Source organism: Ruegeria sp. K3, assembly GCF_056531845.1.
The window spans coordinates 209698-223450 of sequence record NZ_JBQFMM010000003.1 but is presented as its reverse complement, the minus strand read 5'-3'; the positions used below and the strand labels follow the sequence as shown (position 1 = coordinate 223450).

Here is a 13753-nt window from a genome sequence, read left to right as displayed (position 1 = left end):
ATGCGCCTCGTGTACCGTTTAGGCCGCAAAGACCGCCAGGAACAGGCAAAGGAGTACAATTGCCACCACGCACCACGTGGTGAATTTGATGAAACCGTCAAAGGTTTTTGTTTGAACGGTGATGTCCATCTCGCCGTGCTTGTGATCAGCCATGTTTATTAGAATCCCAATTCGCGTATTTGAAATGTTGGATAATGCAAAACTCAGGGCCTGTCACGACGTCATTCGCGCGCAGTTGGTCCAAAAATCGTGCAGCCTGGATAACCAAACCCCCAGCGCCAGGGCAACCCGCTGCAGGGACCACCCCCAAAACGCACGGCCAGAAACATCGCCTCGGAGGTGATCGAATGAACCGAGCGGATTTGATCCGGCGTCATATCATAGCGTTCGGCATATTCATCAGCATGGCTTTCGCCGTGGGTTTTGACACAGGTGCGCAGCGCGTCATCGGCAGCGAGCCGGGCGTCAAAGCTGGCCTCGGCCTGCGATGCGCCGCCTGCGTTGTAATAGGCGCGATCGTGAGTAACGCAGCAGTACTCCCATGGCGGGTGTTCTTCATAAAGCAGACTGAACTTCGGAAAGGTCTCGGCAACCATACGCCAGCTGGAAGATAATCCGCCCGAACAGCCATCCGTTTCAAACGGGGTCAGTTCAGCGCCTTCTATCGTGTCGGCCAACGCCCGGTGAGCGGGCATTTCCACGCTACGCATCAGGTCCTGCGCAGCTGCAGGCAGCGCGCAACAGACCAGAAGGGCGGCCAGTCTATGGTTCCGCATCACGCATCTCGGCAGTATCAATGGACAATCCGAATGTCGTCGCCAACCAAAGCATCAGGCGTTCGCCCGGTCCCATCTCGGCACGAACACGCAGCACTTCGCGGGCCATGGCAGGACGATCGGTGATCAGCCCGTCGACCCCCATCGATGCCATCGCCGACATCTGCAACGGGTCATTCACCGTCCAGACATAGATGTCCTTGCCCGCCTCATGGACCGAGCGGATCAGACCCGGTGACACCGTTGCTGCGTTTACGGCCACAAAATCGCCCTCAAGCCCCGACAGATTGCCGATGGCGGTCGCGGCCAGAACGCCTGCCCGCCAATCGGGGCGCAGCGCTTTCATCTTCTGCACGGCCGGATATTTCAATGACATGGTGGCGATGTCATCCTGCATATCCAGCTCCTCGACAATCGTGGCAACTTGGTTTTCCAGGTCGACGTCATGGCCATAGTATTTCAGCTCGATGATGACCTTGGACTTGCCCTTCGCAGCTTCCAGAACATCCCGCAGCGTGGGCGTCCGTTCCGAAGCATATTCAGGGCCGAACCAGCTGCCGATATCGATCTCGGCTATATCCTCCATGGTCGCGTCCCAGACCTTGAGCGGCACACCCGCCAATTTCATGAAATCACTGTCATGCGCGATGATGACCACACCATCCGCAGTCTCCTGAACGTCGATCTCAACCCAATCGGCGCCATCTTCGATAGCCTTCAACACCGCCGCCATGGTATTTTCCGGCCTTATCGCCGCCGCGCCTCGATGGCCAATGACATCCGCATGATCGGGGGCCTGAATGCGGACTAGCAACTCCTGCCCGGACCAGAGCCCGATCAGCAGGGCGATTGCCGCGCCACCGACCACAGCGTAAAGCGGCGCGCGCAGGTTGCCTGGTTCGGGATGAGGGACCTCTCGGCCCTGTGTGTCGAAGAACCCATCCAGCAGAACCGCCAATGCTCCCAGAGCGACGGCTGCAAGCACAAGCCCAGCCAGCGACCAGAGGCCCGCTACGATCATACTGAAGATCAGCGCAAAGCGCAGGTTCGTGCTTTCCTGCAACGGCACCAGATCGAACAACAGTCCGGCCACAAAGGCAATCAGTGCGGCGATCACGAGACGCATCGCAAGCCAAAGGCCAAGCTCGATCTTGAGGCGACCGCGTTTGCCTTCCATTCGATCCGTGCTGGCGGAGAAGGCCTCGGCGGGTTTGCAGCCCTCAAATAATACAAGATGCAGCGACAGCGCCCAGGCCGAGAGCCTGCGGATCAGAACCCAAGCCAGACACAGCACCACAAATCCGATCAGCACTACCGCCACCCAGAATGAAGGCGGGTGGAAGGTGAGGTAATAGTTGATGTCGTATTCAGTCAGCATCCACCAGGCGATCAGGCCAGCCACGGCGACAAAAGGCAGCGCAAGTACCAGCACACGCAAAATGAACCGTGCGGCAAAGCCGAAAAGCGCAGGTAAACGCGTCAGGATCAACCGGATGGAAGCACTGCCCGCGCGCCAAGGGTCACGCTCACCCATCCGCAATGATCCGGCCATGACCGAGAAGACAAAGACCTCGGCCAGTAAGAACAGGCTGAGAACTACAACCGCCGCGATGAAGCCTGCTGGTGACAGCAGGAACATCGCAATGTCCTGATCCGTCAGCGCCGATTGATCAGACAATGAGACAGCAAGATTGACGGCGATGGCAACGCCCGGAGCGATCAGTGCAACCAGCAGCAACCGGACGGCGACATAAACAGGCACAAACACGCGCCGCCGCGCCCATGCGCCCCGGTAGGCAGTTGTAACGGCTGAGAAATTGGTCACGCGGTTGCCTCCTGAATGGTCTATCCATTCAAGGCTGCGTAAGTGTGAATTGCAAGAGTGGGCGTCAGCTTTCTTCCAGATCAGCCGCCAGCCGGAAACCAATGCGGTTGGCTGGTTTATCCTCGATCGATTTCGGCAAGGCACGTAGCATCACATTCAACTGGCTGACATGCTGGACGAGCTGCGTTTTGGCGCCGCCTCCGTCCGAGCCATAAAAGGTAATCACATCCGGATCGAAATAGCCCATGCCCTCGATCCGCATTACACCGGCATCACCACCGGTAAATCCCATGGCAACCTCGTGATCGCCATCCAGAGTCTTCTCGAAATTCTGAATATACATGATCAGCCGCTCATAGGCCCATTGAGCAGGGCTTTTGCTTTCGACCGGCTTTTGCAATGGCTTGGGCAAATCCTTGTTCCCCGATGCCGCTTCAGGGTTGGCGTGCACCTCATAGCACCGCGGCAACGCCGCAGATTCCGCTGCCTCGGCTGAGGTTTCGATCTTGTCCATTGCTCTACCCTTTGCGCTGATATTCCCAAGCTCCGTCCGCGCGCCGCGTCCGGGCGACAGCTCCAATGTGGTAGAGATGGTTCATATGTGCAACCGCCTCGACCAGCGCGAGACCGTATTCCCCGCCCCTGATCTGGCGCTTGAACAGCGGGGCAAAGCACTCGGCGGCGGTTTTGGGTTGATCGAGATCGTTCAGCAGACGCTCCAGCGCGCCGTGGTGGTTATCGATCAACTGCCGCATGCGGATCGGCAACCCGGTGAACGGCAGTTTGTGCCCGCCCAAAACCAAATGATCGGGCCGGGCCAGCGGTTGCAGGCGTTCGCAAGCCTCCAACCAGTCGGCCACCGGATCGGCCATCGGCTCGGTGGCATAGACGCCCAAGTTGGAACTGATCGAACTGAGGATCTGATCGCCGGTCAGCACCAGATTGCCCTCGCGGCTCCAGAAGGTGCAATGCTCAGGCGCATGGCCGTTGCCCATGTGAACATCCCAGTCGCGGCCACCCATGCGGATCACGTCGCCCTGTTTGACACGGGTAAATCCCAGCGGCATAGGGTACACGGCGTCTGCAAAGTTGAACGGACGCTCGGCCATCCGACCGGCCAGCACGTCCGGATCCATCCCCGCGCTGCGGTAATAATCCAACGTTTCCTTCGGCCAATTCTCTTGCACATCCAGCGTCAGCATACGCGCGAACAACCATGCGGTACGACTGGTGACCAGTTCTGCACCATGCTCGGACTGGAACCAGCCCGCATTGCCGACATGGTCAGGATGGTGATGAGTCACGACAACGCGACGGACGGGTTTGCCAGCCAATGGCCCTTCCATCAGGGCCTGCCAGATTCCCCGTGTTTTCTTTGAAGAAAGCCCTGTGTCGACGATGGTCCAGCCGTCGCCATCATCAAGTGCATAGACATTCACATGATCCAGCGCCATCGGCAAAGGCAGCCTGATCCACAGAACTCCTTCTGCAACTTCGACCCATTCGCAAGGAGCGGGTGGTTCCTCCCACGGATATCGCATCACTTGCGGAGCCTCGTCATCCATTAAACCGCCAGTTCCTCTGGGCTGAGGGCATAGAGGTCATCCGCCCCGTTCTGCGCCTGCGCAAGCAAGCCCGTATGTTCAGGCAGCAGCACATTGATATAATAACGTGCCAACTTGGCGCGCGGTCCATCGGGATCGGCTAGCGCCGCTGACAAATGGTAATGCCCGCCCAGAACCCGCGCGAACGCTTTTAGATACGAAGCCGCGCCAGCAAACCGGTTGTTCATATCCGATTGAGCAACGAGCCACTCCGTCGCTTCCCGCAACGACTCGGAAGCTTCCCAAACAGGACCAGCAAGTTCAGGCATCGTGGCGCGCGCCTTCTCAGCTTGATCCTCGATCTCATCCAGAAGGTTCGAGGCCGCCTCACCCCCATCCATCATCTTGCGCGCTACGAGGTCCATGGCCTGAATACCATTGGTGCCCTCGTAGATCGCGGTCACACGGACATCGCGATAATATTGTGCAGCACCAGTTTCTTCGATGAAGCCCATGCCACCATGCACTTGAACGCCGGTCTCGGAAACGCGCATGCCGGTCTCGGTGCCAAAAGCCTTGCAGATCGGCGTCAGCAGCGCCGCACGTGCCGCCCAATCGGCCTCACCCGTGGCCTGCGCCATGTCGATTGCAGCTGCATTGGCCAGCATGATCGCCCGCGCCGCAAACACATCCGCGCGCATCGACATCAGCATCCGCCGCACATCCGCATGGTCGATGATCGTGCCCGAGGGCGTCTTGCCCTGCTTACGCTCCAACGCATAGGCCAACGCGTGTTGATAAGCGCCCTCGGCGACGCCCACACCTTCGCCACCAACGCCCAAACGCGCGTTGTTCATCATGGTGAACATCGCGGCCATCCCGCCATGTTCCTTGCCGACCAGCCAGCCTCTGGCCCCGTCATATTGCATCACGCAGGTCGGCGAGCCGTGCAGGCCCATCTTGTGTTCCAGCGAAACCACCTTGAGGTCATTGGCCACGCCGGGGTTGCCGTTCTCGTCGGGGATGTATTTCGGCACCAGAAACAGCGAAATCCCTTTGGTTCCCGGAACACCGTCTGGCAGGCGGGCCAGAACAAGATGGCAGACATTCTCGGCAAAGTCGTTGTCGCCCCAAGAGATATAGATCTTCTGCCCGGTCACCGAATAGGTGCCGTCGCCATTGTCTTCGGCTTTCGAGGTCAGCGCGCCCACATCCGATCCGGCCTGCGGTTCGGTCAGGTTCATGGTGCCTGACCATTCACCCGCCATCATCTTGGGCAGATAGAGCGCCTTCAACGCATCGCTTGCGTGATGCTCCAGCGCCTCGATCTGGCCTTGGGTCATCAACGGAGCGAGCTGCAGGGACAGGCAGGCCGCGCTCATCATCTCATTCACGGCAGTGGTCATGGTCATGGGCAGACCCATACCACCATATTCGGGATCGCCGCTCATCCCGATCCAGCCGCCCTCGGCAATCGCCTTCCAGCCCTCGGCATAGCCCGGAGAGGTGCGCAATACGCCATTCTCCAGCCGCGCGGGTTCCAGATCGCCGGGGCGTTGCAGCGGGGCCATGACCTCTTCGCACAGCTTTCCGGCCTCGGTCAGAATGGCGCTAACCACGTCCTCGCTGGCGTCCGAGAACTTCTCGGTCGCGGCGATCTGGTCAAAACCGATCACGTTGCGGAACAGGAATTCATAGTCTGAGATCGGGGCACGATAGGGCATGGTTTCCCTCTGGTTCTGGCAAGTTGTCAGCGTGGGGTTGGAATCCCGGCCCCACGCCGGTATTCATCTGGGCTGGCACGATTACCTACCGTTACCTGAACTGCAAGCAACCAAAACGCGGCGTCACGATCCATGACCCTTCTCGGTACTCAAGACTTACCAGCAAACGCCGACGGGCTCGCCAAGGCCGCTGACCTGTTGCGACAGGGGCTGCTGGTCGCTTTCCCGACCGAGACCGTCTATGGACTGGGTGGCGATGCACGGAACGGCGAGGCTGTGGCCGCGATCTATGAAGCCAAGGGGCGACCCAGTTTTAACCCACTGATCGCCCATGTCGCCTCAACCGAGACCGCGAAACGCTTCGTCGAATGGACCGATCAGGCTGATTTGTTGGCTGATGCCTTCTGGCCCGGACCGTTAACTCTGGTTCTTCCTCTGCGCCCCGATCACGGGATTTCGTCGCTGGTCACAGCTGGCTTGGATACTCTGGCCGTTCGGGTGCCTGCGCAACCCACAGCGCAGGCTTTACTGGCCGCTTTTGACGGTCCTGTGGCAGCGCCATCGGCCAACCCCTCTGGTCAGATCAGCCCAACGACGGCGGCCCATGTCCGAGCGGGGCTGGAGGGACGCATAGCCGCAGTTCTGGACGATGGGCCGTGCGGTGTCGGGCTTGAGTCCACTATTGTGGGTCTGGCCGGCACCCCTGCCCTGTTGCGTCCAGGTGGTGTCGCATTGGAACAAATCGAAGAGGTTCTAAAGGCAGAACTGCATCACCACCAACCCGGCGATCTGCTTACTGCGCCGGGCCAGTTGCAATCCCATTACGCGCCGGACGCGCCGGTGCGGCTGAACGCCCGGTCACGGCAGGGGGACGAGGTGCTGCTGGGTTTTGGCTCCGTTGATTGTGATCTGAACCTCTCCAGCACCGGCAACCTGCCCGAGGCCGCCGCCAACCTGTTTGCCGCCCTTCACAAACTTAACGATACCGGTCGGCCAATCGCCGTATCACCAATTCCCCATCACGGATTAGGTGCGGCCATCAACGACCGTCTACGCCGCGCAGCAGCCCCTCGCGATTAGGCGCGGCCTGCGCTGGCTGAAAGGGTCAGCGGATCAACACCAAGCGTGGCCAAAGCCGCCTCCCATTTCTCGTCATCGGGGACATCAAAGACCAGTTTCGACGACGCATCAGTCGTTAACCAACCATTCATCGCGATCTCATCTTCCAACTGACCCGGCCCCCAGCCGGAATAACCTAAAGTCAGCATCGAATTCAGCGGCCCCTTGCCCGAGGCCAGATCCTCGAGCACATCCAGCGTTGCGGTCATGCTGAAATCTTCGGAAATCTGCATTGAATGCAGATTCGCCTCATAATCTGCGCTATGCAGGACAAAGCCACGCGACATCTCGACCGGGCCGCCAAACTGCACCAGCCGTTCGCCAATTACGGGTATCCGACACGGGATGTTGAGCTGTTCCAGCAAGGTCTTGATCCGCAAGTCCGAAGGCTTATTCACGATCAATCCCATCGCGCCGTCATCACCATGGCTGCAGATATAGACGACCGAATGCTCGAATCGCGGGTCGCCCATTCCGGGCATCGCAATCAACAGTTTTCCCGTAAGGTCCATCAGCAGATATCTCTTGCGCCATAGGATATCCCTAGAATGACCCTGTGAACCGGGGAATGGCAAGGGATCAGCCGGGATTTCCGTGCATTTCACAGAAGTGACCGGAACGTGACTTGGCAATCACGACCGGAATGCGCATGTTCTGCATATGAAAGCGCTTTGCAAATCTGCTGCAGCCGTGTTGGCCGTCAGCCTTTGTTTTGGTGCCCCCGCCACTGCGCAGGGGGTTGATAATCTGGTTCAGCTTGAGGTGTTGGACGGCGGCAAAACCGCCGAAGGTAACTATCAGGGGGCCTTGCGTCTAAAGCTCAAGGACGGGTGGAAGACCTATTGGCGCGCACCCGGCGATGCGGGCATTCCGCCGCAGTTTGATTGGAAAGGCTCTCGCAATATTGCAGACATAGCCTTCACATGGCCCGCGCCGCATGTGTTTGATCAGAACGGGCTGCGCTCGGTCGGGTATGAGGATCAACTTGTACTGCCCGTCGAAATCACGCCTAAGAACCCTGCCAAACCCGTGCGTTTGCGCGGCGAGATGGACTTGGGCGTGTGTAAGGATGTCTGCGTGCCGGGTCGGTTGCAATTCGATCACACAATGGATGCCGACGCTGCACGCAATCCGGCCATCGCCGCAGCCCTCGCCCAGCGCCCGTTTTCCGAACGCGAAGCAGGCGTGGCGGATGCGACGTGCCAATTGACTCCCACTGCAGACGGAATGCGGATCGAGGCGCGTATCACCATGCCTTCAGCGGGCGGGTCCGAATTCGCCGTCATTGAACCAGGAAACCCGGCACTCTGGGCATCGCAGCCCGATACACGCCGTCAGGGCAACACCCTGATCGCAAGCTCGGAGATTATCGGTGCCTCCGGCGGGCCATTTGCGCTGGATCGGTCCGAAGTGCGCATCACGGTTCTGGGGGCAAACCACGCTGTCGATATCCAAGGATGCAGCGCAGGCTGACCGGATGAGCCAGACCCCAAAGATCGGTGCCTTGGCTGTCGTGCTGAACGATGGCCAGGTACTTTTGGTGCAACGCAGCAAGCAACCCGATCAGGGGTTGTGGGGCTTTCCAGGCGGCCATGTGGAATGGGGTGAAACGGTTCTGGACGCCGCCACCCGCGAGCTGCGGGAAGAGACCGGTGTGATTGCTGAGCCTTTGGTCTATCTCGACAATCTCGACCTTTTGCTGCGCGATGATAGCGGGCAGACCCGGGCGCACTACCTGCTGGTCGGAGTTGCGTGTCGCTATGTAACCGGCACGCCTGTCGCTGCAGACGACGCGCAGGACGCTCAGTGGTTTCCGGTGGACCAGATCACCAGCGGCGACCTGCCAATGAGCGACCGCGTTCCCGATCTTTTGCGGCGTGCTTTAGAGATGGATCAAGCCTCAACCCGATCCGACAAGCGTGCATAAAGCACGCTGGACAGCACGACACCCACCAGCAGGATCACGGTCGCACCCGCTACGAAAACGCCAAAGCCCATTTGCAGCACACTTGGACCTTCGGCGGCGGGGTAGAGACCCGAGAGCAGCACCAACGGCGCACCTGTCACTACGGGCCAGATCATCGAGGCACCCAGCCAGATCGCCAACGCTGCGCCCGTTGCGCGCACGGCATTGCGTACCACCCTGTCCGGCGCGCGCAAGGCCCGTCTCATCGATGTCATCGGGCGTGAGATGTCGTTCAGGATGGCCAGCAACGCAGGCACTAGCAGCAGGATCAGGGCCATGCCAAAGCCCAGCCCATAGACCAGTGTGATCACCGTCGGTTTCAAAAACTGCGCCTGCTGCGAACTTTCGTACATCAAGGGCGTCAGCCCCAGTACCGTGGTCAGCGTGGTCAGCATCACAGGCCGCAAACGATCTGCCGTACCTTCTACGATTGACGGCACCAACCCGCGCTCTTTCCGGTATCCGTCGATTGTGGTCACCAGAACAATCGAGTCGTTGATGATGATCCCGGTCATGCCCAACAGGCCGACGACGGTGAACATGCTTAACGGCACGCCCCACAGGTAATGCCCCCAGATCGCGCCCACGAGGCCAAAGGGAATGATCGCCATGACCACCAAGGGCCTTGTCCAACTGGCAAAGACCCAAGCCAATACCAGATAAATTCCGGTCAGACACAGGATCAGGCCTGTGCGGGCCTCGGACAGGAATTCATCCTCCTGCTCACTCAGGCCAGCCATGCGCCATTCGACCTGCCGTTCGGCGGCGATGTTTGGCAATATCTCTTCGCGCATGGCGCGGGCGATTTCGGCAGCCTGCGCCGGGTCGTCCTCGGAAATATCACCATTCACCGAGATGACCCGCAGACCATTTTCGCGCCGGACGGTCGAGAAACCCGATTTACGCTCGACCGAGACGATATCGGCGAGCGGGACATAAACGCCATCCGGAGTCCGCATCAATGTGCGTTCGAGGAAATCTGCAGTCAGTTCGCCCTCGGGCAGTTCGATCCGAATCTCGGTGCTACGCGGACCATCCGGGAAGGTCGCGGCCTCAATCCCGTTCAGCCGGTTTCGCAACACGCGGCCCAGTGTTTCGATGCGGAAACCCAGCGCCTGACCCTGCGCGGTGAGGTCCAGAATGAACTCTTCCTTGTCATAGGCGAGGTTATCCTCGAGCGCTGAAACTTCAGGGTATTTCGCGAGTTCCGCCTGGAGGTCCTCGGATGCAGATTTCAATGTGTTCACATCCGCACCGTAGAACTGCACGTCAATCGCATCGCCACCGGGCCCTGAACGCCAGCCACGGAAGCTAAGCAGCTCAACCTTCGGGTGGCGCGGCACGAAATCCTGCAGCTCGCCCACAAATTCAAAGCTGGAATAGGGGCGCAAGTCGGCATCAATCAGCTCGATCGAGATGCCGCCCAGTAGATCGTCATCCTTGCCATCCGCCGCGCGCAGCCCCCATCCGGCCGAACCGCCAACCTCGGCTAGAACGTATTCGATTGGATTGCGGCCATGGCGTTCTTCGTAAACTTGACCCAGTTCTTCCGTGGCTTTCTGGACCATGCGCATCATTTCCAGCGTCTCAGCGCGCGTCGCCCCTTCGACCATGATGAAATTGCCAGTGACCGAGCCGCGTTCCGGTGCGTTGAAGAACCGCCAATTCACATCGCCCCGAATGAACAGAGCAATCTGGCTGGCCAGTATCACCACCATCAGTGCAACAACCACATACCGTGCCCAGACCACCCAAGCGACCAGCGGGCGGAACAGGTGGTCGCGCACCCAGCGGAAGCCCTTGTTCACAACCCGGTTGGGCCAGTCATACCAATGCTCCTTAGCCGAATGCGCGATGGCATGGGCCATATGGTTCGGCAGGATCAGGAAGCATTCGATCAGTGAGGCAATCAGGACAGCGATAACGGTGAACGGGATGTCTCGGATCAGCTCTCCGAAGCGGCCACCGATGGCGGTGAGACCAAAGAAGGCGATGACCGTGGTCACTGTTGCAGCAAACACCGGCATCGCCATACGGCGGGCAGCGCGTTCTGCAGCTACGATTGGCGCTTCGCCCAAACGGCGGGCACGGAAATCGGCGTGCTCTCCCACGACGATGGCGTCATCAACCACGATGCCCAAGGTAATAATCAAACCGAACAGAGACACCATGTTCAGCGACAACCCGCCCAGATACATCAGCGCAATCGCCGCAGACATTGCCACCGGAATACCGGCAGCCACCCAGAAAGCGATGCGGGCGTTCAGAAACAGGAAGAGTAGACAAACCACCAGCCCAAGCCCGACCAGCCCATTGTCGACCAGAATATCCAGTCGGTCGGTGATCGCTTGTGCGCGGGTGCGGATCAGCTCAACCGTGATACCTTCGGGCAGGCTGGCCTGCATCTCGGCCACGACGTCCTCGACATCGCGCTGAATTCCGATGGCATCGCCCAAATTGGACCGGTCGACGCGGATCGACATCGCCGGATTGTCACCGACGAAATAGCTGCGGTTGCGCGTGACCCCTTCGACCCGAATTTCAGCCACATCGCCCACAACCAGCTTTGAGCCATCGGCAAAGTTGCGCAGGGCGATGCCTTCGATCTCTTCCGGGGTGCGTTTCTCAACACCTGTCCGAATACGCGCATTGGCACCTGTGACATCGCCCGCGGGGTTCGCGGTGACTTCTGCCGCAATGGCCTCGGCAATATCCGAAAGCGAGATATCATTGGCGATCAACTGTGCGGTGGGGACTTCGACCACCACACGCGGCGCGGCCAGTCCCCGGATCGTTGTCCGCGTGACACCAACCGCAAACAGGCGGCTTATCAATTCATCGGTGAATTTGGCCAGTTGTTCAGCTTCGATGGGCCCCGTGATGACCACATCCGTGACACGATCCCGCCAAGCGCCGCGCCTGATGGTTGGTTCCTCGGCGTCTTCGGGCAGGTTGGTGACGCTATCGACGGCGGTCCGGACCTCCTCAACCGCGCGAGACATGTCCCAGTTCGGCTCAAACTCCAGCCGGACCTGCGCAGTTCCCTCACGTGAGGTCGATTCAGTACTGGCAACACCCTCAACCGCCAGTAACGCAGGTTCCAGCAATTGGACGATGCCATTGTCGACATCCTCGGGGCCTGCGCCGTCCCATTGAACGTTCACATCGACGCGTTCGAGAATCACATCAGGAAAGAACTGTGCCCGCATGTTGGGGATCGCGGCGGCCCCCAGCACCAGCATGATCAGCAGCAACAGATTGGCCGCAGTCCGGTGCCGGGTGAAATAGCTGAGGATACCGCCCGCCGCGTTGGGAATGTCGCGGATCATCGCGCTTAGCCCCCGGCCCGATTGTCATCAAGACGGCGTATTAGGGTGGCGGGCACTTTGGCCTCGCTCAACTGGCCCAATACTTGGGCTTTGTCTTCCTGAGACATCGCATCACTGGCCTCGACCTGAGCCACAAGCTGAGCGCGCTTTTCGTCCGAAAGCTCGACCATGCCCGGATCAGTTTCAGCGTTCGCCTCAATCCGTAGGGGCCGCACACGTACACCCGAACCCAGCAGAGGCGTCCGGCCAATCACAACCTCGCGGCCTTCCAGGCCTTCACCACGCAAAAGCACCTCATCGCCCTGACGACGGATCAATTGCACAGCCAACGGTTCCAGCCGGTCATCGGGGCCGAGAACAAGCACGTTGCCCGTGGCGTCCAGAACCGAGGATGGCAGACGGACCACATTATCGAGCGGCTGTTCTTCAATCGAAACGGTGACAAAATCCCCCGGCTTGAATCCCGGCGCGTCGTCGAGACGCGCATAGATCAGACGCCCGGTTTGCCCTTCACCCGCCGCGCCGCTATCGCGACTGATCCGGCCGGTGGCAGTGAGATCGGTCCCCGTGACCTCAAGCGATACAGTCACCGGGGCTGAGATCAGATCACCCTGCGCGTCCAGCAACCGCACGAATTGCGCGGTGGAAACCCGAAACGCGACCTCAAGCGCATTGGGGTCGACGAGTTCGGCCAGCTTTTCGTTGGCCGCGACCAAGCGGCCTTCAACCAAAGTAACCTCGGTCAGCGTCCCATCAAACCCGGCATGGATCGTCATATCCTCAAGGTCACGCTCGGCCCCTTCCAACGCGATACGCGCCCGCGCAAACAGAGTTGTCGCCTGGTCCACCCGGGATTCGGCCTGCGCCAACGCGATCCTGCGCGCGAGAACTGCCTGATGAGCCGATGTTGCGGCCAGTTCCGCTTCTTCGACGCTTGCAGCAGCCCCGACACCTCGCGTCTGCAGGTCCTGCTGACGCTGCAAAGCCCGGTCACGCAGTTCGGCCTGTGCCTCGGCTGATTTCAACTCATCCTGCGCCAACAGCAGCGAGCGTTCGGCGTCGCGCTCTTCAAACTGGGCATCCAGAAGATCGGATTTGGCACGGTCCAGAGCCGATTGCATATCGGCTGGGTCCAGTTCGACCAGCAATTCTCCCGCCGTTACGGTACCGCCATCTTCAAAATCTTCGGCCAGTGATACAACGCGCCCACCCAAGGCCGCGCGCAGCTCTAACCGGCGGCGGCTTTGAATCTGGCCAAACGCTTCCAGATAAGGAGTGACGGTTTCCGGCTCGGCGGTTCGCACGGTAACGGCGAATATGCGTTCCCGCGCCTCAGGTGCCTGATTGTCCCGCGTCAGCACATCCTGAACCGCGCCCGAGATCATCTGTGCGGCAACGATCAGCAGGCCCAGCGTCAGGAACGCCAGGAAGACCCCAACAAGGCTTTGCCGCAGAAATCGCATCGGTCAC

The 13753-nt window shown here is 59.7% G+C and carries 12 protein-coding genes; 3 read left to right on the top strand and 9 right to left on the bottom strand.

Annotation, left to right across the window (positions count from 1 at the left end):
- Nucleotides 1–18: 18 nt before the first annotated feature.
- The 6 genes from ACR0MP_RS07635 to ACR0MP_RS07610 all read right to left on the bottom strand — a co-directional run bounded on the left by ACR0MP_RS07635 (nucleotide 19) and on the right by ACR0MP_RS07610 (nucleotide 5869).
- Nucleotides 19–153 carry an aa3-type cytochrome c oxidase subunit IV gene (locus tag ACR0MP_RS07635; protein WP_170395707.1) on the bottom strand — a complete coding sequence of 45 codons (135 nt, stop codon included), beginning with the start codon at nucleotides 151–153 and terminating at the stop codon, nucleotides 19–21.
- 68 nt (nucleotides 154–221) lie between these two features.
- The gene (locus ACR0MP_RS07630; RefSeq protein ID WP_170408373.1) at nucleotides 222–776 is read right to left on the bottom strand and encodes a hypothetical protein; all 555 of its coding nucleotides are present in this window, start codon (nucleotides 774–776) and stop codon (nucleotides 222–224) included.
- A complete protein-coding gene (locus ACR0MP_RS07625) occupies nucleotides 763–2601 on the bottom strand; it encodes a glycerophosphodiester phosphodiesterase (protein ID WP_170408374.1) in 1839 nt (612 codons plus the stop codon). The genes ACR0MP_RS07630 and ACR0MP_RS07625 overlap by 14 nt, the downstream gene beginning before the upstream one ends.
- Nucleotides 2602–2665: 64 nt before the next feature.
- Entirely contained in the window at nucleotides 2666–3115 is a 450-nt protein-coding gene (locus tag ACR0MP_RS07620; protein ID WP_170395701.1) for a DUF6173 family protein, read from the bottom strand.
- Between the two features lie 4 nt (nucleotides 3116–3119).
- Nucleotides 3120–4166: an MBL fold metallo-hydrolase gene (locus tag ACR0MP_RS07615; RefSeq protein WP_170408375.1), complete on the bottom strand. Its 1047-nt coding sequence runs from the start codon at nucleotides 4164–4166 to the stop codon at nucleotides 3120–3122.
- Nucleotides 4166–5869 carry an acyl-CoA dehydrogenase family protein gene (locus tag ACR0MP_RS07610; RefSeq protein ID WP_170408376.1) on the bottom strand — a complete coding sequence of 568 codons (1704 nt, stop codon included), beginning with the start codon at nucleotides 5867–5869 and terminating at the stop codon, nucleotides 4166–4168. Before ACR0MP_RS07610 ends, ACR0MP_RS07615 begins: the two co-directional genes overlap by 1 nt.
- A 132-nt stretch (nucleotides 5870–6001) precedes the next feature.
- On the opposite strand from ACR0MP_RS07610, the gene ACR0MP_RS07605 reads away from it, so the two are divergent.
- Complete coding sequence (locus tag ACR0MP_RS07605) at nucleotides 6002–6949, top strand: L-threonylcarbamoyladenylate synthase (protein ID WP_480886289.1); 948 nt, start codon at nucleotides 6002–6004, stop codon at nucleotides 6947–6949.
- Here ACR0MP_RS07605 and ACR0MP_RS07600 read toward each other — a convergent pair.
- The gene (locus ACR0MP_RS07600; RefSeq protein ID WP_170395693.1) at nucleotides 6946–7500 is read right to left on the bottom strand and encodes a YqgE/AlgH family protein; all 555 of its coding nucleotides are present in this window, start codon (nucleotides 7498–7500) and stop codon (nucleotides 6946–6948) included. The two genes, ACR0MP_RS07605 and ACR0MP_RS07600, sit on opposite strands and share 4 nt — an antisense overlap.
- 148 nt (nucleotides 7501–7648) lie before the next feature.
- Here ACR0MP_RS07600 and ACR0MP_RS07595 point away from each other — a divergent pair, with 148 nt between their 5' ends.
- On the top strand, nucleotides 7649–8461 hold the full coding sequence (locus ACR0MP_RS07595) for a protein-disulfide reductase DsbD domain-containing protein (protein ID WP_170408378.1): 813 nt from the start codon (nucleotides 7649–7651) through the stop codon (nucleotides 8459–8461).
- Between the two features lie 4 nt (nucleotides 8462–8465).
- Complete coding sequence (locus ACR0MP_RS07590) at nucleotides 8466–8915, top strand: NUDIX hydrolase (protein ID WP_170408379.1); 450 nt, start codon at nucleotides 8466–8468, stop codon at nucleotides 8913–8915.
- Here ACR0MP_RS07590 and ACR0MP_RS07585 read toward each other — a convergent pair.
- Together ACR0MP_RS07585 and ACR0MP_RS07580 are read right to left on the bottom strand one after the other, a co-directional pair.
- The gene (locus ACR0MP_RS07585; RefSeq protein ID WP_170736724.1) at nucleotides 8882–12283 is read right to left on the bottom strand and encodes an efflux RND transporter permease subunit; all 3402 of its coding nucleotides are present in this window, start codon (nucleotides 12281–12283) and stop codon (nucleotides 8882–8884) included. The genes ACR0MP_RS07590 and ACR0MP_RS07585 overlap by 34 nt on opposite strands.
- 5 nt (nucleotides 12284–12288) lie before the next feature.
- Nucleotides 12289–13746: an efflux RND transporter periplasmic adaptor subunit gene (locus ACR0MP_RS07580; protein ID WP_170513173.1), complete on the bottom strand. Its 1458-nt coding sequence runs from the start codon at nucleotides 13744–13746 to the stop codon at nucleotides 12289–12291.
- Nucleotides 13747–13753: the final 7 nt, after the last annotated feature.